General features: G+C 38.5%; 18 protein-coding genes, 3 pseudogenes and 2 other annotated features. Of the genes and pseudogenes, 13 read left to right on the top strand and 8 right to left on the bottom strand.

The genetic code is table 11. From position 1 onward, the window contains the following. Positions 1 to 153 precede the first annotated feature (153 nt). Entirely contained in the window at positions 154 to 930 is a 777-nt protein-coding gene (locus tag PQ479_RS20880; protein ID WP_053070334.1) for a helix-turn-helix transcriptional regulator, read from the bottom strand. Between the two features lie 135 nt (positions 931 to 1,065). On the opposite strand from PQ479_RS20880, the gene arfA reads away from it, so the two are divergent. Next, positions 1,066 to 2,568, top strand: coding sequence for an arabinosylfuranosidase ArfA (gene arfA, locus PQ479_RS20875; protein ID WP_047988241.1), 1,503 nt, complete (start codon positions 1,066 to 1,068; stop codon positions 2,566 to 2,568). Positions 2,569 to 2,744: 176 nt separating this feature from the next. Here arfA and metG read toward each other — a convergent pair whose 3' ends face one another. After that, positions 2,745 to 4,382: a methionine--tRNA ligase gene (gene metG, locus PQ479_RS20870; protein WP_047988092.1), complete on the bottom strand. Its 1,638-nt coding sequence runs from the start codon at positions 4,380 to 4,382 to the stop codon at positions 2,745 to 2,747. Positions 4,383 to 4,442: 60 nt separating this feature from the next. Further along, positions 4,443 to 4,718, bottom strand: a binding site (T-box leader). A gap of 193 nt (positions 4,719 to 4,911) precedes the next feature. On the opposite strand from metG, the gene PQ479_RS20865 reads away from it, so the two are divergent. Next, positions 4,912 to 5,058, top strand: a complete 147-nt coding sequence (locus tag PQ479_RS20865) for a hypothetical protein (RefSeq protein WP_273717195.1) — start codon at positions 4,912 to 4,914, stop codon at positions 5,056 to 5,058. A 200-nt stretch (positions 5,059 to 5,258) separates the two neighbouring features. Here the strand turns inward: PQ479_RS20865 and arsC are convergent, their stop codons facing one another. From arsC to PQ479_RS20850, 3 genes are read right to left on the bottom strand one after another with little or no spacing between them, the layout of a single operon-like run. After that, entirely contained in the window at positions 5,259 to 5,678 is a 420-nt protein-coding gene (arsC, locus tag PQ479_RS20860) for an arsenate reductase (thioredoxin) (RefSeq protein ID WP_047988094.1), read from the bottom strand. A gap of 15 nt (positions 5,679 to 5,693) precedes the next feature. Next, a complete protein-coding gene (locus tag PQ479_RS20855; protein WP_047988095.1) occupies positions 5,694 to 6,992 on the bottom strand; it encodes an arsenic transporter in 1,299 nt (432 codons plus the stop codon). A 13-nt stretch (positions 6,993 to 7,005) separates the two neighbouring features. Continuing rightward, positions 7,006 to 7,344: an ArsR/SmtB family transcription factor gene (locus PQ479_RS20850; RefSeq protein WP_273717194.1), complete on the bottom strand. Its 339-nt coding sequence runs from the start codon at positions 7,342 to 7,344 to the stop codon at positions 7,006 to 7,008. 315 nt (positions 7,345 to 7,659) lie between these two features. Here PQ479_RS20850 and PQ479_RS20845 point away from each other — a divergent pair, with 315 nt between their 5' ends. Next, positions 7,660 to 8,010, top strand: coding sequence for a DUF2200 domain-containing protein (locus PQ479_RS20845; RefSeq protein WP_047988097.1), 351 nt, complete (start codon positions 7,660 to 7,662; stop codon positions 8,008 to 8,010). Between the two features lie 86 nt (positions 8,011 to 8,096). On the opposite strand, the pseudogene PQ479_RS20840 reads toward PQ479_RS20845, so the two are convergent. Then, a pseudogene (locus PQ479_RS20840) lies at positions 8,097 to 8,384 on the bottom strand (MBL fold metallo-hydrolase); the annotation flags it as partial. An 84-nt stretch (positions 8,385 to 8,468) separates the two neighbouring features. Here PQ479_RS20840 and PQ479_RS20835 point away from each other — a divergent pair. Continuing rightward, the gene (locus PQ479_RS20835; protein ID WP_047988243.1) at positions 8,469 to 9,119 is read left to right on the top strand and encodes a YdeI/OmpD-associated family protein; all 651 of its coding nucleotides are present in this window, start codon (positions 8,469 to 8,471) and stop codon (positions 9,117 to 9,119) included. 25 nt (positions 9,120 to 9,144) lie between these two features. Then, on the top strand, positions 9,145 to 9,603 hold the full coding sequence (locus PQ479_RS20830) for an SRPBCC family protein (RefSeq protein WP_047988098.1): 459 nt from the start codon (positions 9,145 to 9,147) through the stop codon (positions 9,601 to 9,603). A gap of 436 nt (positions 9,604 to 10,039) precedes the next feature. On the opposite strand, the pseudogene PQ479_RS20825 reads toward PQ479_RS20830, so the two are convergent. Then, positions 10,040 to 11,258, bottom strand: a pseudogene (locus PQ479_RS20825) (ISL3 family transposase). Between the two features lie 139 nt (positions 11,259 to 11,397). Between PQ479_RS20825 and PQ479_RS20820 the strand changes: the two are divergent. Together PQ479_RS20820 and PQ479_RS20815 are read left to right on the top strand one after the other, a co-directional pair. After that, positions 11,398 to 12,171, top strand: coding sequence for an alpha/beta fold hydrolase (locus PQ479_RS20820; protein WP_047988099.1), 774 nt, complete (start codon positions 11,398 to 11,400; stop codon positions 12,169 to 12,171). Between the two features lie 90 nt (positions 12,172 to 12,261). Beyond that, positions 12,262 to 12,584: pseudogene (locus PQ479_RS20815) on the top strand (DUF2200 domain-containing protein). A 34-nt stretch (positions 12,585 to 12,618) separates the two neighbouring features. Here PQ479_RS20815 and PQ479_RS20810 read toward each other — a convergent pair. Next, a complete protein-coding gene (locus tag PQ479_RS20810; RefSeq protein ID WP_047988100.1) occupies positions 12,619 to 13,539 on the bottom strand; it encodes an MBL fold metallo-hydrolase in 921 nt (306 codons plus the stop codon). A 223-nt stretch (positions 13,540 to 13,762) separates the two neighbouring features. Continuing rightward, positions 13,763 to 13,979: a binding site (T-box leader), on the top strand. Between the two features lie 365 nt (positions 13,980 to 14,344). Between PQ479_RS20810 and proS the strand changes: the two genes are divergently transcribed. The 6 genes from proS to PQ479_RS20780 all read left to right on the top strand — a co-directional run bounded on the left by proS (position 14,345) and on the right by PQ479_RS20780 (position 18,981). Further along, entirely contained in the window at positions 14,345 to 15,781 is a 1,437-nt protein-coding gene (proS, locus tag PQ479_RS20805; protein ID WP_047988101.1) for a proline--tRNA ligase, read from the top strand. A 259-nt stretch (positions 15,782 to 16,040) separates the two neighbouring features. Next, positions 16,041 to 16,424: a YciI family protein gene (locus tag PQ479_RS20800; RefSeq protein ID WP_047988102.1), complete on the top strand. Its 384-nt coding sequence runs from the start codon at positions 16,041 to 16,043 to the stop codon at positions 16,422 to 16,424. Between the two features lie 229 nt (positions 16,425 to 16,653). Continuing rightward, positions 16,654 to 16,959, top strand: a complete 306-nt coding sequence (locus PQ479_RS20795; protein ID WP_047988244.1) for a hypothetical protein — start codon at positions 16,654 to 16,656, stop codon at positions 16,957 to 16,959. A gap of 275 nt (positions 16,960 to 17,234) precedes the next feature. Continuing rightward, positions 17,235 to 18,179, top strand: a complete 945-nt coding sequence (locus tag PQ479_RS20790; protein ID WP_047988103.1) for a helix-turn-helix transcriptional regulator — start codon at positions 17,235 to 17,237, stop codon at positions 18,177 to 18,179. An 85-nt stretch (positions 18,180 to 18,264) separates the two neighbouring features. Further along, a complete protein-coding gene (locus PQ479_RS20785) occupies positions 18,265 to 18,753 on the top strand; it encodes a DinB family protein (RefSeq protein WP_047988104.1) in 489 nt (162 codons plus the stop codon). Positions 18,754 to 18,762: 9 nt separating this feature from the next. After that, complete coding sequence (locus PQ479_RS20780) at positions 18,763 to 18,981, top strand: hypothetical protein (RefSeq protein ID WP_273717193.1); 219 nt, start codon at positions 18,763 to 18,765, stop codon at positions 18,979 to 18,981. The last annotated feature ends 16 nt before the right edge of the window (positions 18,982 to 18,997 follow it).

The raw sequence follows: 18,997 nt of genomic DNA, 5'->3' as shown, positions 1-18,997 counted from the left end.
AGCCGGTGAAATTTTACTCGTTGTAAAATTTCACCGGCTTTTTCAATTCAGAGGTGGGTTTTGTCCCAGCCTCTTTTTGATGATGATAAGAACGGTCTTGAAGTAGAAGGTTTTAGTTTTTAGTAGGACATGGTCGTTTGCTGTTTCACCTTTTTATTTTATTTTATTTTCACGGTAGTCTTTTGGCGATAATCCGGTATGGCTTTTGAATGTTCGGGAGAAATGGCTTGCACTGGAAAAGCCGCAATTTTCAGCGATATGTGCAATCGTAATGGCTTGGTTCACTAACATTTGCTTCGCCTTATTGATTCGAGCATTTAATAGGTCAGTCTTCGGTGATATATGGAAAAAACGCTTGTAGTACGCGTACAATTGGCTCTTCTCTAAGTGTACATACCGACATAGCTCCAATGTGGTCCAATTTCTTTCGCATTGGGTTAATAGGGATAGACGTAATTTGCGAAAGGCTGGATATAAGTCTACCAATTCTTTGTCATCATGTGGTGGGTCTAATTGCCTGGAGCATTCTGTAAAGAGCTGTCTTAATAAGGCATCGATCATTTCTTCTTTTAATTTGGACGTAGAAAGAAATTCAAACTGTATTTGCCGAAGAAGGTTGTCGATAGATTTCAAGTCTTGAGGATAAATAATTTGATTTGTCGGTAAATCATATTGATTGAGTATGTTTGTTGTTTCTTGAAAATGAATATAGCTATTTTGAAAAGAGCCAATGGCCCGATAATCTTGCGGGCATTCGGGTGTATAAAGCAAACAAGCATTAGGTTGCGAAAATTCTATCTGGTCGTTAAGAGTAATCCGCATAGGTGTATAAAAGCGAAGGAATAAAAACATGCCTAAGCCATTGGGTCTGTAAATCCGTTGTTGATCTCTTTCATAGCAACTATAATCACAATAATCTGCAAGAAACAATGGCATATCCCCCTCTTATTTCGAGTATAGCAAGAGTGGAAAAAGTGTCAAGGATATCGGAGAAAACGATATTCTTTCATGAATCTGATTCGATTATGCTAAAGAAAAGATGGGACGAGAGGGAGGGTGTTTTTGTTGAAGAAGGCTGTTTTACATGTAAATAAACATTTTCAGGTTGGTGAAGTAGACGATAGGCTTTATGGCTCTTTTATTGAGCATTTAGGTCGTGCTGTTTATGAGGGGATTTATGAACCGACGAGCCCTTTTGCGGATGAACATGGTTTTAGAGAAGATGTCATCAAGTTGATCAAACAATTAGATGTTCCTATTATTCGTTATCCTGGCGGGAATTTTGTCTCGGGGTATCGTTGGGAAGATAGCGTGGGACCTAAAGATGCTAGACCGAGCAAAATTGATCTCGCATGGAGTGTCATTGAGTCCAACCAGTTTGGCCTTAATGAATTTATTGACTGGACCAAAAAGGCAGATACCGAATGTATGATGGCGGTTAACTTAGGAAACCGAGGGATTGAGGCAGCGAAAAATATCGTGGAATACTGCAATATACAAGGTGGGAGTTATTACAGTGATTTAAGGAGAAAGCATGGTTGGGAAGAGCCTCATCATATTAAGACGTGGTGTTTAGGAAATGAAATGGACGGTCCTTGGCAAGAGGGGCATAAAACAGCCTATGAATACGGTAGACTTGCTGCGGAGGCAGGGAGAGTGATGAAAAAGGTCGATCCAAGTATTGAAACCGTCGCTTGTGGCAGTTCAGCGTTAACAATGCCGACATTTGGCGCTTGGGAAGATACCGTGTTAATGGAGTGTTACGACCAAGTCGATTATTTATCCTTGCATCAATATTACGGTAATCGAGATAATCAAACAGGCGATTTTCTTGCAAGCACCGTAGCAATGGATGAATTTATACAAAAAGTGATATCGATTTGTGATGCAGTAAAAGCGAAGAAACGGAGTCATAAAACGATTCATCTGTCATTTGATGAATGGAATGTTTGGTATCATTCCAATGAGCAGGATAAGCAAATTCAACCATGGACTCAGCACCCACCACAATTAGAGGATATTTATAATTTTGAAGATGCTTTATTAGTGGCTGGGATGATGATGACATTAATCAAACATGCAGATAGGGTGAAGGTGGCTTGCTTAGCCCAGCTAGTGAATGTCATAGCTCCTATCATGACATCAAAAACAGGGGCATGGAAACAAACGATTTATTATCCCTTTGAGCTGATTAGCCGTTACGGGCGAGGTACGGTGTTATGGACGGAAGTTGCGGTACCTAGATATGAGTCGAAACACGGTGATGCCCCATACTTGGATTCGGTTATGGTGTTTAACGAAGAGCATGAATCGCTGACGGTTTTTGCTTTAAATAAGGATTTAGAAGAGGAGATGCATATCTCGACTGACTTACGTCAATTTGAAGGCTATCAGATTACCGATCATACTGTGTTGTATCATCATGATCTGAAAGCAATTAATACGGAAGATGCACCAAATGAGGTTACCCCTCGAACAGGAGGTAATGCTAAGTTAGACGCAGGATTTTTAGAAGCCGTTTTACCGAAGCATAGTTTTCATGTGGTGAGATTAGCTAAAGTTAATTAAGTGGTCTTGTTTAAGTGCCAATGGCGATGTTGCTTGATTATCATAGAACCTCTGAATTTGCCTAGATTAAATCTTGGGATTCAGAGGTTTTTGGTATTGAATAAAGTGCCGCTAATCAATAATAAAAACCAAATTGAATGAAGTAATAAAGAGCTACCCATGTGTGTTTTGTATGTTTATTGGATTGCTTGGTGCTGTAGTCTTTCGAGCTCTTCTTGAATTTTGTAGATATCAATTCGCTCAAACAATGGTTCAACATTTGATAAGGTTTGTGAAGTAACCAATAAGGGCTTCCATTCTGAGCTTGTGATGTTAAGCATGGCTTTCACTTTATCGCTTGAAAACGGTAGAAAGGGTGCTAAAATTTGAGCTGTATTGGCAATTAAGTAAACACAGTCTGTCAGGGTTTGTTGGCAAGCTTGTTTATTTTCTTTAACTTGTAACCATGGTTGTTGCTCATCAAAGTATTTATTGGCATATCGAACGAGCTCAAAGACTTTCTCCAAACCTTGCTTGAAGGAAGTTGTTTCAATACAATGAGCGACTTCCGTGTATAAAAGAGCCACTTTTTCTTGGGGTAAGGGGTTAACATCTTGATTAGGTATCACACCATCAAAGGACTTTTCAATAAATTTCAAGGTGCGATTGACGAAATTGCCGTATGCCCCTAACAATTCACTATTATGGCTATAGATGAACTCCTTCCAAGAGAAGTCAGCATCTCGGCTTTCAGGTGCGTTAACGGTTAGGAAATACCGAATCGAATCGGGTTCATATCTTTCTAGAATATCAGGAACCCACACAGCCCAATTTTTACTTGTTGAAAGCTTTTTCTTTTCTAAGGTCAAATATTCATTCGATACAATATGTGTCGGTAATGCTTCATGACCAAGCCCTGACAAAATCGTCGGCCAGATGATCGAGTGGAAAGGGATGTTATCTTTGCCGTGAACATAATAAGATTTTGTCTTAGAGTTCCAAAATTCGGAGTCGTCATGACCTGTTTTTTCTGCCCAGTGTTTACTAGCTGTGTAATAACCTGAAACGGCCTCGATCCAGACATAAATCTTCTTCTTTTCATAATCGGAAATAGGAACCGGAACGCCAATCGGTAAATCACGCGAAACAGCTCTATCTAGTAAGCCTTCTTTTAAGTAGCGCTGTGTAAGGGAAATCGCATTTTCTCTCCAAAGCTGTTTGGACTTTGCTTGGCCCGTATAGGTCTCTAATAGACCTTGAAAGGAACTTAACGAAAAGTAAAAATGCTCCGTTTTACGTGTTGTCGGTTCTTCCGAACAAAGCTTGCATGTCCTTTCTAGCAGATCGAGTGGTTCCAATATCGAGGAGCAATGATCGCACTGGTCCCCCCTTGCAGATTCATGACAATTAGGACAGATGCCCTCCACATAACGATCGGGTAAAAACTGTTCACACTGATTACAGTACGTTTGTTCCACTTCTTTTTTGTAGATGAAGCCCTTTTCAAGTAATTCTAGAAAAATCTCTTGGACGAGCGTGTGGTGAAATGCACTATCTGTCCTTGTATACATATCATAAGAAAACCCTAATCGTTGAAAGCAATCCGTAAATTCTTCATGAAACCGATCGGCAATTTCTTTGGGTGACACATTCTCTTGTCTAGCTCGAACAGTGATAGGTGTTCCGTTACAATCACTGCCAGATACATATAAAACAGGATCACCTTTTAAACGATAATACCTGGCTAAAATATCCCCTGGTAATAAGCTGGAAATATGACCTAAATGCAAGGAACCATTTGCATAGGCCCATGCACCACCGATAAAAATACTCATCCAAAACCCTCCTTAAGATCATCAAAATATCAAACAAAAAACCTCGCCCTAACGATTAACGTTAAGGGCGAGGTTCATAAAACCACACGGTACCACCTTACTATACAAATAGCTCACACTATTTGTCTCAACAAGTACGGAGTATGAATAGCTTACTCTTATACTGTGACATGAATAACGGATGCCAAATCCCGTCGCAGCCTACTTATACCTAAGTATGTTCAGTACGAAGCTCAGAGACCATTGTTCAAATGAGTGATTTTTGCTTCTTCTCAGCTACCGAAGCTCTCTGGTGAAAAACCTGATCATTTTACTTTTTCTCTTCATTGCTTTTGTGTAATTATTCCATATCATATTCGAGGTCTCGGTGAATGTCAATATGAAAATAGGACATAGTGGTAAAAGTATTTTGACTTCGTATGCCAAAACCATCGTTTGTTATGAAAAGATGGACTATGATATGGTAGATAAGATAACTAAGCAAGCAATAAGCAAGACGAATATCTGCATTGAGGAGGGAGGTGTTAAAATGAATAATCGTATTATTGATAATCGTGGAGAGGCACATGAATGGCTCCTTATTATTGTTGCACTCTGTTCATTAGTGACGTTTAAGAAGATAAGTAAGCTTGAGAAGTATAAAGAAAAGCTGAAAGGTCAATTTAAACCGTATTAAAATTAAATAAGGGGAAAAGAAACTTTTGCAGTTGCTCGAAGTTTGTTGACTGTTGGCTTTATATAGAAATTAGAAAGGCCCGAAGCAGCCGATGAGATTCGTCTGTTTAGGCCCTTTCCCTTTCATAAGCTTCATGCTCTGGTAAGAAGTGGTCAAGCAAATTAGATAACATTAACGAATTCGTAAATGTCGCCCAGCTATTACTGACCAGTTTCTGCAAATTGTTTGATTCGCTGCTTGATCTCGTCACGTACACGTTGGAAAAATAACCATTTCTCTTCTTCAGTTCCTTCTGCTTTTGCCGGATCATCGAATCCCCAATGCTCACGTTTCACATGTGGTGGTGTTACTGGACATTTATCTGCCGCATCTCCACATAATGTAACAACCAAGTCGGCTTGATGGAGGATTTCTGTATCAATGATATCTGAAGTTTGTTTACTAATATCGATATCTATTTCCTTCATGGCTTTTACGGCATTTGGGTTCAATCCATGTGCTTCAATTCCTGCACTAAATACATGCCAATCATTCGCTAAGTAATGCTTGGCAAAGCCTTCAGCCATTTGGCTACGGCATGAGTTTCCTGTACATAAAAAGTAAATCGTTTTCTTTTTCATTTATGATACGCTCCCTTAATAAATTAATAATAACCATACATACAATCCAAGTAATGTGATAAAGAGAACAGGAATGGTAATGACAATCCCTGTTTTAAAGTATGTCCCCCAGGAAATTTTTACCCCTTTTTTCGACAAAACATGCAACCATAATAAGGTGGCAAGTGAACCGATAGGTGTAATTTTTGGACCTAGATCAGCACCTATGACATTGGCATAAATGAGGGCTTCTTTTGTTAATCCAGTCGTATCCGTACCAGCAATCGCAATGGCATTAATAAGTACAGTGGGCATATTATTCATAACTGAAGATAATATTGCTGCGATAAATCCCATACCCATCGTCGTTAGAAACAGTCCTTGATCAGCTACGACTTGAATGACATCCGCTAATAGATCTGTTAAGCCGACATTTCTTAATCCATAGACGACTACATACATACCAATCGAGAAAAAGACGATGTTCCATGGTGCTTCTTTTAAAACAGTTCTGCTTTCAACCGCTTTACTCTGTCTTGAAATCAATAAGAAAATAAGAGCAATCGAACCAGCCACTAGAGAAACCGGGATATGAAAGAATTCACTTACTAAATAGCCAACAAAGAGTAGGGCTAACACAGCCCAAGAAATACGAAACATTTTCTCGTCTTTTATAGCAAGAGCGGGTTCTTGAAGTTGAGAATAGTCATATCGTTTCGGAATTCTTTTTCTAAAATAAAGAAGAAGGACAAGGATACTAGAGATAAGTGCGAAAAAGTTCGGGACAATCATTCGTGTTGCATATTCAATAAAACCAATTCCAAAATAATCGGCCGAGACGATATTTACTAAATTACTCACAATAAGTGGCAATGAAGTTGTATCTGCAATAAAGCCACTTGCAATGATAAAGGGAAATACCATTTTTTCATTAAAATTCAATGAACGAACCATCGCTAGTACAATCGGTGTCAAAATTAAAGCGGCCCCGTCATTGGCGAAAAAGGCAGCAACGATTGAACCGAGCAAACAAACATAGATGAACATGAGAACAGCATTACCTTTTGAAATGCGTGCCATATGTAAGGCAGACCATTCAAAAAAGCCAATTTCATCTAAAATTAACGAGATAATAATAACCGCAATAAAGGTTAAGGTAGCATTCCATACAATACTTGTTACCTCCATAACATCACTAAAACTAACAACGCCTAGTAATAGAGCAAGTAAGGCACCACCACAGGCAGACCAACCGATATTCAGGTTTTTAGGCTGCCATATGACAAATACTAATGTAACAATAAAAATGATAGAAGCTATAAGCACAGATGTCATTTCCTTTTCCTCCTCAACACTTAGCAACGCCCTCTTTATCTAAAGCTTGTTTTAACCGCTCATCTTCTTCGTCTGTTAGCTTTAAAAGCTCTTCGATTATAGGGGAAAATGAAGCGTTTTTGTTCAAAGTAAAATAACGCCATTGCTCTCTTTTTTCTTCGAGTATGAGCTGTGCATCTTTTAGCTTTCGTAAATGCTGACTGATGGCTGGCTGACTCATAGCAAGCATTTCTACCAATTCACAAACGCAATACGTATTTCTATCTAAAAGTTTAAGGATTAAAAAGCGTGTAGGATCACTCACCACTTTTAGATAGGCAGACAATTCTTGTATATTCAAATTTTGCTTCATTGACATCACCTCTCCGTGTGTATTATATAAGGAGGTTTTTATATAAGTCAATACTTATATAAAACCGATTAAATATCAATTCACACTTATCGCTGGGTAAAAGGCAGTGCTATGTTGTAGGGATCCTGCCTCGTCATAATTATCCACTACGTATAAGCCTGTTCTTCCATGAACGGGATGTTTGATCAAGGGAAACAATACTACTAGCCTTTTATTTGTTCTTTTATAATTGGCAACTTCATCAATATCTGCATTGTTCTTCTCTGTATAAATCTAAAATGATACAATGGAAAAAAATAAGAGCGAGGTTATAAGATGAAAAAACACCGCATTTATACGATGAGTTTTGCTAGTGTGTATCCGCATTATGTGACAAAGGCAGAGAAGAAGAACCGGACAAAAGAAGAAGTCGATGAAATTATTCGTTGGTTAACAGGTTTCAGTCAACAAGAGATCGAGGAGCATATTGAAAAAAAGACCAACTTCGAGGACTTTTTTTCCGAAGCACCTAACCTAAACCCTTCACGTGATTTAATTAAAGGTGTGATTTGTGGTGTGCGTATTGAAGAAATTGAAGATCCACTCATGAAGGAGCTTCGTTATATGGACAAACTCATTGATGAGTTAGCTAAGGGTAAGAAGATGGAGAAGATTTTGCGGAAGTAAGAATAATGAATATGGTACAAGGGCTTAGCAGTCTCACCAATGAACATCTTTTTTAGTTGAGAAGAAGGTAAATCACTCTTTTTCTATTCAGTATTGAGTCGTGCCAGTGCTTCTGGTCCGGTATCATCGGCCAAACGGTAGGTTCCGTAATGCATCGGGATGAAGGTTGTTCCTTCTAATTCTAAAAAAGCTTTCACGGCGTCTTCGGGGTTAATGTGACTGTCCTTCATAAACCATTTAGGCTCATAAGCACCAATGGGCATTAAGACGATATCGATCTTAAATTTCTTTGCGATGTCTTGAAAGCCACGGAAATAACCTGTTTCACCGACAAAGTGAATCGCTCCTGAATTGCCTTGGGTGACGGAAGCACCAGGTGAATACATATTCCCTCAACTGTGCTATAAACGATGAAATTCATGCTATACGTACTATTGGTAAAAGAAAGGAAAATTATGATGACAATTATCAATAAACTAAATTTAGATAAATACTCAAACATCGCTGTTCTCCATCAACCAGATGATTATGATTTATTTGATGGGTTTAAGACGACGATATCTAGAGAGCATGATGCGATTTTTATTTTTGTAGAAACAATAGAAGAGATGGTGGAACATACAACATATATCATAAGGGAGCAACCATTACTTGAAAAGGGTTATTTATTTTTTGCGTATCCAAAAAAGGGAAACAAAAGATATGAAACCTTTGTACACCGAGATGAAATTTTCCCTGCTTTAAAAGTTGGCGAAGATGGTTTTGTAGAAAACAGTGACATAAAATTTGCACGGATGGTAAGTATGGATGATGTATTTACTGTAGTTGGATTAAAGCGAGAGAAATATAAAACTAAAAAGTCCACTGCTGCCAGTCAGTGTGTAGCAGACTATGAAGATAAGGTGAAAGATATAGAAGTGGTTTTAGCAGCTTATCCAAATGAACTTCACTTCTATCTACAGCTAACACCAGGATATCAAAAGGATTGGGCTCGATACGTCTTTTCAGCTAAACAACAAAAAACGCGTGAGAAGCGCCAAGCACAAATGGTCGATATATTATCTCAAGGATATAAAACCATGGATTTATTTCGTCAAAAAAAGAAGTAGCTTATGAATGTAAGGGGGGGTAAGCTTGAGTATACGTTTTGAAGTGCGAAGAACAGCTCAGGTAGCCAAACGTGATATTTATAAAGGCTTGTTGGACCTTGATCTTGCCAAGGACTGGATGCAAGGATTGGTGAGAATACAACGTTTGGATGAGGGTGCTATGATTGTAGGAAGCCAGTGGGAGGAAACAAGAAAGATTTTTGGAAAAGAGGCTACTGAACATTTTGAGGTTGTTCAATTAAATGAACCGAGTAAAATCATGCTTCGTTGTGATGGTACAAAAGGAACAACAGGTAAAGGGTTATTTATTTTTACCTACACGCTTCGTTCGTTTGATGATCCTACATATACAGGGATCGTCTTGGAAGGGGAGATTAATGGACTTACTGGATTAGCTAGATTTTTCGGTAAAATGTTGGCAGGGAATTTTAAAAAAGCTTGTGCAAAAGATTTAGATAAGCTGATTGATTATTTGGAGAAATGAGCACGTAGTCAAGATGACAGTTTTGATCGGCTTGGTTATGATGTGAATAAGTTGGACCTCTATGCGTAACAAAAGGCCTCTTAGGGAAAGATAAGTTCACTCATCATCAGTGATTGAGATCTTTTTTTGCTAAAGGCTCAATGGTTGCACTTTGAGCAGGTAACTAATTGAACGTTTAATTAAATTTAATAGGGACGTAGGTAGTGACAATAAAGATGGAATTTATTATCTGATCAATGAGCGTAAACTTTGAGGTACACATCAAAATAGAAGTTGCGTACATTGAATTATGTTGTATCGTAAGTTGCATACTACTAATGATAAATTTATTAGGCTCTAAGTCAATTGTTGGGGTAAAGTGATGACCCATAATATTAAGAGTAGAGTTGTTGGAATGTTCCAGGGGGCCATGGCCCCCTGGAACATTCTTACTTTCTTATCCAACGTGCTTTCCGATTTTTTTATATTGATGTCTTAATAAAATTCTGGCTCTAAAGCGATCAAACCGTTGATACCCAAACGCATTTCGTTTCATTACCTTTGTTAGGTTATTAATGCCTTCGAGAAAGCCATTGGAATAGTTAAAGACAAAGCTATTTAGTATTTCCGTTTCCCAGTTCTCGAATGTCTTTTTCGTGCGTTTCATTTCAGGAATACCTATTTCTTCTACCTGACGATAAAAAGAATCCAGTTCCACTTTCACTTGCCTGATATTCGATGACCCTATTTTTTTGGCGTTTTTAAACCATCTCTGATAGCTCTCTTTTAATTCATATACGTTTCTTAAATCCGCTGATAAGTTCAGGTACCGGTTTAAATACCAACTTTCCTGCTCTGTTAATGTTTCATGGGCTTTATGCATGACATGCCGCATTCTTTTACACTTTTTACGGTCATATTCTGTGAACTGCTGCTGTTCGCGTCTTCTCACTTTATCAACGGCCCAATTCACATATCTAGTGAAATGAAACCGGTCTGCTACGATCAACGGCTGATCTAATGCTTGCTGAACAGCTGCCTTAAAGGTTGGGCTCATGTCCATAATGACGATCTCTACATCTTGACCATGCTTTTGTAAATACCGCTTCACTGTCTTTTTACTACGATTCGGTAAGATTTCAAGAGGCTCTCTCGTTTCTCCGTCAGCGATGATGAGTTGAAATTTTCCCTCTCGAGTATCACCTTTATATTCATCCATTGCGATAACCTTAGGTAAACGCTCAATTGGCTTTATTTCCGACTTCGCCAACCGATCAAAACGACGCATCACCGTCGTAGAAGAAGTACCCAATACTTCTCCTGTTTCTTTAAAAGTCGCGGCTTTTATACTTTTCACTCGCACAGCTTGTTCCCATTCAACCGATACTCGTTGATATCGCTCCACAACAGGCGTCTCTTCAGAAAATCTCTTTCCACACGCTGTACAAACGTAACGACGGTGACGGTAAAAAAGAATCGTAAAGCGCTCAAATAGCTTTAAGTGCTTAATTTCTCATGCGGTAGTCATGCACCTTTGATGTTCGTGCTTGGCAACATGGGCATATTTGTACAGCTCGTTCCATCTCAATATGTAGATGAACCTGCCCACCTTTTTCTTCCATCGCTTTCACAATGACATTCTCTTTTAAACCCGGCATTTCCATGTTAGAATTCATATAAACACGTACCTCCTACATCTTGTTTCTCAACAACTCAAGTATAGTAGATCTTTATGGGTACGTGTTTTCTCGTGCTCAAATTTTTCATTAACCCCAACAAATATTATAGAACCATTTATTAAAGGTGATTAGTAGGATGGCTTTTTTAGATGTAAATGGTTCAAGATTGTATTATTCAGTTAAGGGGGAGGGGATTCCGCTTGTTTTTATCCACCCACCATTACTTGCTAGTGCTAATTTTGATTATCAAATCAATGAATTGTCCTTCAATTATAAAGTGATCACATTTGATATTAGAGGACACGGTAGAAGTGCGTATTCAAAAGAATCTATTACATACCCATTAATTGTTGGAGATATTCTATCACTTTTGGATCATTTAAGGATAGATAAAGCCTTTATTTGTGGATATTCAACGGGAGGAACGATTGTATTGGAATATTTGTTGACTAATGCGAATCGAGCACTTGGCGGTATTGTAATTAGTGGTATGTCTGAAGTGAAGGATTTCTATTTAAAGCAAAGGATTTCTTTAGCCATTAAGCTGATAGAAGTAAAAGCATTTCCTTTATTGTCAATGGCTATTACATGGGGAAATTCTGATAAACAAGAGACGTATAAAAGGCTTCATAAAGAGTCTATCCTTGGAAATGAAAAGAATATACAACAGTATTACCAGTATAGCCTTGAATATAATTGTACGAGTCGACTTCACAAAATTGATTTAGCTGTTTTGTTAGTCTATGGGGCAAAGGATAAATTTTTTCACCGATATGCTAATATTCTACATAAAAAACTGGTTAATAATAAATTGATGTTTTTAGAAAAGGAAAAACATCAAATTCCAACGAAGGCAGCCTTGAAGCTAAATAGTATTATTGATGATTTTCTCACTAAGAAGCTTGATTAGAATTACTTACCTTTAATAGCTCTGTTATTTAACGGTTCTTATTATTAACTGAGAGCGATTTTCTTATCTGTGCCCACTGACTGATCATCGATGAGTTTTGCCAGTGTGTATCCGCATTATGTGACGAAGGCAGAGAAAGAAGTCGATGAAATTATTCGTTGGTTAACGGGCCTTAACCAGGTAGAGCTAGAAGAGCATTATTGAAAAAAAGACAAACTTTGAAAGTTTTTTTGCTAATGCTCCTCACCTAACCCTTCCCGTGACTAATTAAAGGTGTGATTTGTGGTGTACGAATTGAAGAAATAGAAGAGCCTCTCATGAAGGAGATACGCTACATGGACAAACTCATTGATGAGTTAGCGAAAGGTAAAGCAATGGAGAAGATTTTGCGGAAAAGGCAAAAATCCGAATAAAGAAAGTCAGCACTCTGTACTTTCCAAGGGATATTCAAAGCCAATAACTTTCACCAATCAGCATCTTTTTTAGATGGGATGAAGGTAACTCTCTTTTTTTCCATTCAGCCTCAAGCCTTGCAAGAGCCTCAGGTCCGGTATCATCTGCCAAACGGTACGTGCCGTAATGCATCGGGATGAAGGTCGCTCCATTTAATTCAAGAAAAGCTTTCACGGCATCTTCGGGGTTAATGTGGCTGTCTTTCATAAACCATTCAGGCTCATAAGCTCCTATCGGCATTAAGACGATATCGATCTTAAATTTCTCAGCAATATCTTGAAAGCCCCGAAAGTAACCGGTATCACCGACAAAATAAATAGATTGCTGTTTGTTTTCAATCATCCAGCCACCCCAGTGAGAGCTATTTGTATCGGTCAGTGAACGCTTCGTCCAATGCTGAGCTGGTACAAAAGAAAGCTTCAGATTTCCCTGTTCCAATGAATCATACCAATTAGCTTCAATGACCTTTTGATAGCCGCGCTTTTTAAATGCACGACCTAATCCAATCGGGACATAAAAGGTCGGATTTCCTTTTAGCTTCTTAATGGTAGGGAAATCGAGATGGTCATAATGTCCATGTGAAATTAAGACGATATCGATTTCAGGTAAATCCGAGAGCGGCATGCCTGGTTCTGTCAGCCGTTTTTGAAAGCCCATACGATGAGCCCAAACGGGGTCGGTTAATAGATTTAAGCCATTTAGCTGAATCAAAAAGGTGGAATGTCCGATCCATGTGATGGAAGGAGCGGAACGGTTCTCCTTTAGACGCAAACTTTCTTTATACGGAGATTGCTCAATGTGAGTGCTAAGATCTTTTTTCTTACTTCTGCGTTCCTTTTGCCAACGACGAAAATCTTGAAAGGATTTCGTGTTGTCTATTTGATCTAAGTTAGCATAACGTTGCTTTTTGGTCATGGAATACCCCCAATGGTTACATACAGAAAGTCTGAAAGTAGTTATGATTTCATTCAATGTAATAATAAAAATTATTATAGCCCTACTATGATAAAATTAAAAGAATGAAGGGTTATGAGTAATGGTCGTGCAGGATAGTGATTATTTTTTTGGTATCAGGTTATACTTGGAATAGTATTTTCATTATTGAAAAAAGTAAAAGAAACTGATATAGTGATAAAAATTAAAATCGAAGATGTGATCAAGTAAATGAGAATTGTGAAACAGAAAATATAGCCAAGGCTGAGAGCTATATCACCACTTCTTGTTGAAGCCTACCACGGAGATGTTAGCCAAAAGGCTAACCGAGTCGTTTCGTTATTAACGCTTGAGGACTTAATCAGCTTGATTAAGTTGAACGAAGGTGGTACCACGTCTATTCGCGTAAAGACGTCCTTAATTGGATGTTTTTACGCTTTTTTTATGAAGTGTACTAATGCTGGAATGTGGAGTTCTACTCGACGCTACCAAAAATTATGCTCCGCGTCCTGCGGGGTGGCGCTGAGCTAATCGGCTACGCCGCTGGATCTCAGCTCTGCCACTACGTCCCGCGGGAGTCTCCGCATATTTTCGTCCGCTGGGTTACTACTAATTCTCAAGTTCAAAAACATTCTTACAACATTCATTAATTTAGAAAGAACGAAATCAAATGAATGAAAAGCCACTATTAAAGAACTAAACCGTACTTTCATGGTTGTTGTTGGCGAAGTGAATCTTTTCGCCATGTGGATTTTGTATTTTTACTAATTTTTCGGGAGGGAAAGTTATGTCAAGCAATTCCAATGATTTTTCAAAATGGTATATTGAGACGATCCAAAAGGCTGATCTAATGGATTACACGCCTGTTCGAGGTTGTATCGCTTTTAAGCCAGATGGTTATGAAATTTGGGAGCATATCCAAACTGAAATGGACAAGCGATTTAAAGAGACGGGACATCGCAATGCGTATTTTCCGATGCTCATCCCCGAGTCATTTTTTCAAAAGGAAAAGGACCATATTGAGGGGTTCTCTCCTGAATTACCGTGGGTGACGGAAGCGGCCGGTGAATCATTGGAGGAGCGGCTAGCATTACGTCCAACCTCAGAAACGATGATTGGCCATCTGTATTCTAATTGGATCAAAAGCTACCGAGACTTACCTGTTCTTATTAATCAATGGGCGAATGTGTTTCGTTGGGAAAAGAAAACATTGCCTTTCATTCGGACATCCGAGTTTTTATGGCAAGAAGGCCATACGGCTCATGATGATGAAGAGGGAGCTCGAACGGAAACGATGCAAATGCTGACGATTTATAAAGAAGTGGTGGAAGGATTATTGGCTATTCCTGTTTATGATGGACAAAAAACACCGTTAGAACGTTTTGCCGGTGCTGTTCACACCTATTCCATAGAAGCTATGATGAAGGATGGAAAAGCGGTGCAAGCAGGAACCTCTCACTATCTAGGCACTAAATTCGCAGAAGCTTTTGATATTAAATATCTAAATAAAGAAAACAAACATACGTATGTGCATACGACATCATGGGGAACTTCAACGCGTTTAATTGGTTCGGTTATTATGGTTCATGGTGATGAGCAAGGGTTAGTTTTACCACCGAAAATCGCTCCGACCCAAGTCGTGCTCATTCCAGTTGGACCTTGGAAGAAGAATCCTGCAATTATAGAAAAATTAGAAGAGGTATATGCAGAATTGAAAGCGAAGGGTATTCGAGTACGATTAGATGATTCTAATCAATCCCCTGGTTATAAATTTAACGAGTGGGAGTTGAAGGGTGTACCTATCCGAATTGAGCTTGGACCGCGTGATTTAGAAAATCAAGAAGCTATCCTTAAATTCCGTGATGAAACCGAGAAAAAACCTGTCTCCTTAGAGGGGGTCGCACAAAACGTAATTCAAGAGCTTGAGGTCATGCAACATCGTCTTTTTGAAAAAGCAAAACGTTTTCGTGCGAACCATTCACATACACATATCAACACGTTGGAGGAGCTTACACAACATCTTCAAGAGTCTGAAATAGACGAGGCTATTCCGGGATGGATTCTAGCAGGATGGTGTGGAGACAATTCATGTGAAGAACAAGTAAAAGAAAAGACAAAGTTCACGACAAGAAATATTCCCTTTCACCCACCAACAGTGAAGAAGACCTGCCTACATTGCGGCGGGGAATCAAAACATACAGTTTGGTTTGCTCGTGCTTATTAAAGAGTGAGCTTTCACCTTTTTGGAAATAATTTCTGCTCTATCGAAGAAGGTACGCTTGGATTGACATGAACAAGTGTACCTTCTGCTATAAAGAAATAAATTCCATTTTAATTAATATAGTTAATCTAAGCAGGGTCAGTAGATGAATTTGAGGTTAAATCAAGTTATCAGAGTGACTAACATCATTGACATGTTTAGAGGTTACACGTAAACTTATTTTGTGATTAATTTCACAAACTTAATTTCGAGGAGGAATTCGATGCGCTATTTAATACTTTTTAGTAGAGGGGTTAACTGGTTGGAGCATGTAAGGCTACCTGATCAACCCCATATGCCTGAGCATGCTGTTTATGTACAGAAGCGCTTTGAGCAAGGAGATGTTATATTTGCAGGCCCTTTTGAAGACTTTTCAGGAGGTGCGATATTAATTGATGTCAAAGATGAAGAGGATTTGCTCGATTTCATACAAAACGATCCTGCTGTAAGAAATGAGATCTTTACTTATCAATATAAAAAGTGGGGTCAACTTATGAGTAAATTTGAGAATATTAATCCTAAATTCGACCAAGGGTATATCGATTATAAGCATAAAGTGCAAGCTGAACAGCAAATTCCACACTCAATAGATGAAAGGAAAGAATAGGCACGTAAATATTCTGGCTTATCTTAACCCCTAAAGCTTAAAAGAACGTGTGGAGCTAGATTAGGAATTATTTGTTCCATAAAAAAGGTACTAATGTATGAACAATAGTCGGAACCCCAGCTGCTATAATAAAGCTGTACACTCGTGTAACTTCTAATCACTTAATAAATAAACACATATGTAACCCTTTGATGATTCACTTGTCTCTATATATAAAAGGAGGGCTATGATGTTTACTCATGTGAGAATAATTATCGTAATATTGTGTTTTTTATTCGTTATTGGTTGTCGTGCTGAGGATGCTAATGCCAAGATAGAAGTTCCTGAAGAAATCACAAGTGTTGTGAAGGAAGATGATTTTAAACAAATTTACTGGGGGAAAAAGGCAATTAAGCTTAATAGAGGCATGGTTGGAAATGAACATAAATCCGCCGTAATCGGTGCCGATATGCCTTCCTTAGAAGGGCAAAAATGGATGTGGCATCTGTGGGGCGAAGACAGGGCTTATTCAGACGTCATGATTGTAGGGTTCTAGCTCACGCAAAAGTATTTCATTTTTACCGGATGATAAATGGAAGTTTTTAAGTGAATTAGAAAAACGTTGCCCGCATGTACAGGTTTATGATAGGAACGAATGGAAGTAACTAATCGGTAGAGTTCAATAATCATTATGAGTTTGGGGTATTCTGAATGAGAGAATGCTCTTTTTTTTGCAGGAATATGTAGGTATAGGTTCGAAGAGAACAAATATAATCCAAGCTAATCTATGGATGGTATTATGATTATAACTAACTCTATGGAGGAAAAGCTATGTCCAAAACACAGCGATTAATCGAATTAATGATGACTGTGAACGCAAAGCGTAAATTTAAGGCGAGGGAGTTAGCGGAGGAATTTGGGGTATCTTACCGGACGATTCTACGAGATTTGGATGAACTAAGTGCATTGGGTGTTCCGCTTTATTCGGAGGTTGGTGCGGATGGGGGCTATTTTGTCTTGAATGAAAGGATGCTCCCGCCCGTTGTTTTAAAAGAAAGTGAAGCAGTTGCCCTTTATTTTGCTTTTCAATCATTACAATTTATCGGGTCGTTGCCTTTTGAAACGGAAACGAGTTATGTCTTAAAGAAGCTCTATCAGTATTTACCTCAAGAGGCCAAAAAGCGAATCGATTCCATGAAGGATCGCGTTGTTTTTTGGCATCCAAGCCGTGTTCAGTCAGCTAATTATTTAGAGTTAATTGTTCATGCGGCTGTCGATCAAAGTGCTTTGAAGATTGAATATGATAGCCAAAGCGGTGTAGGGGAGAGAGTCATCCAACCGATTGGCTTGTATAGTCACAATGGATTTTGGTATTGTCCTGCCTATTGTTTCTTGCGTCAAGAGGTGAGGCTATTTCGGGCTGACCGTATTAAGAAAGCTGCTGGAACTGATGAGGAAAAACAATCGCTCCCTTATTCTTCTATTATGGATTGGCTTTTGTATTCTGAAGCGTGTTCGACAGGCCCTATTCATTTTTTAGTAGAGTTAACAAAAGAAGGGGTTAGGCGTGCGATGTCAGAAGTAGATTTGGATCGGCATGTAGAGAGGAGAGAGGATGGGACAGGTTTTCTACAATTAGAAATCCCTCGCTCTGAGCTTACTTATTTTGTTGATCTTATTTGGAATTTTGGTTCTGGGGCCAAGATTATTGAGCCACAGGAGGCCATTATTTATATGAAAGACAAAATAAAAAAAATGGACGTTCTTTATCATTAGGTGGACTTACCTTTTTTAATGTTGACAGAATATGTCACGATTGAGTGTTAGGATGAATGTAATCTTAGGTGGGAGGGTGTATGTGATGAATGTAACAGAACTTTTAAGAATAAAGTTGTTGGATGAGATCGAAGTTGGAATTCGTTCGATGGAAGGTTTGCTAAAGAAGGTAGAAGATAAGGATTGGACTTATCAGCCTGCTGAAAATATGCGGAACTTGCAAGAATTAGTGAAACATATTGTCGCGATACCAGAGGTAGATTTGCATATCTTCCAAGAGAAGGACGAAGCGTATATAAAGGAATTGGAACGAAAATATGACCGTCTTGAAACAGCTGATGAGTTGATTCTAGCAATGAAAGAAGGCTTTCAAACGTATAAGTCGTTTATGCTATCACTATCAGAAGAGGATTTCTTAACAAAAAAGACAACCCCATTTTACTTAGATGAAGGTGAAACTCAAGCACATTGGCTAATTGAAGAGGTGTCCCACTTTTTCCATCACCGCGGTCAATTTTTTAATTACTTGAAACAGCTAGGTTATGAAGTGAATATGTTCGACCTTTATGTGTAAAACATAAGGGTGAGTCAGGTTAAAGGAGTTCAGTCCGTAGAGGCTGGGCTTTTATTGTCTGAATTTGCATTTATTCCAGGCTCTGTTGATTTATCATGGTTAATTCCATCGATTCTATTTCTCATCACACCTTTTTACGGGCTAACATTTTTTATGAATGATTTTAACTTCTTAGTATTTACTTTTCCGTTCTCAGTTTTGTTTTGTGTTGGTGGCGATGGTCATTAAAATAGTCGTTCCACAA

This window comes from Alkalihalobacillus pseudalcaliphilus (assembly GCF_028610675.1).
GTDB lineage: Bacteria > Bacillota > Bacilli > Bacillales > Bacillaceae_D > Alkalihalobacillus > Alkalihalobacillus pseudalcaliphilus.
The sequence above is the reverse complement of the archived record's forward strand: the minus strand, read 5'-3'. Positions and strand labels throughout refer to the sequence as shown.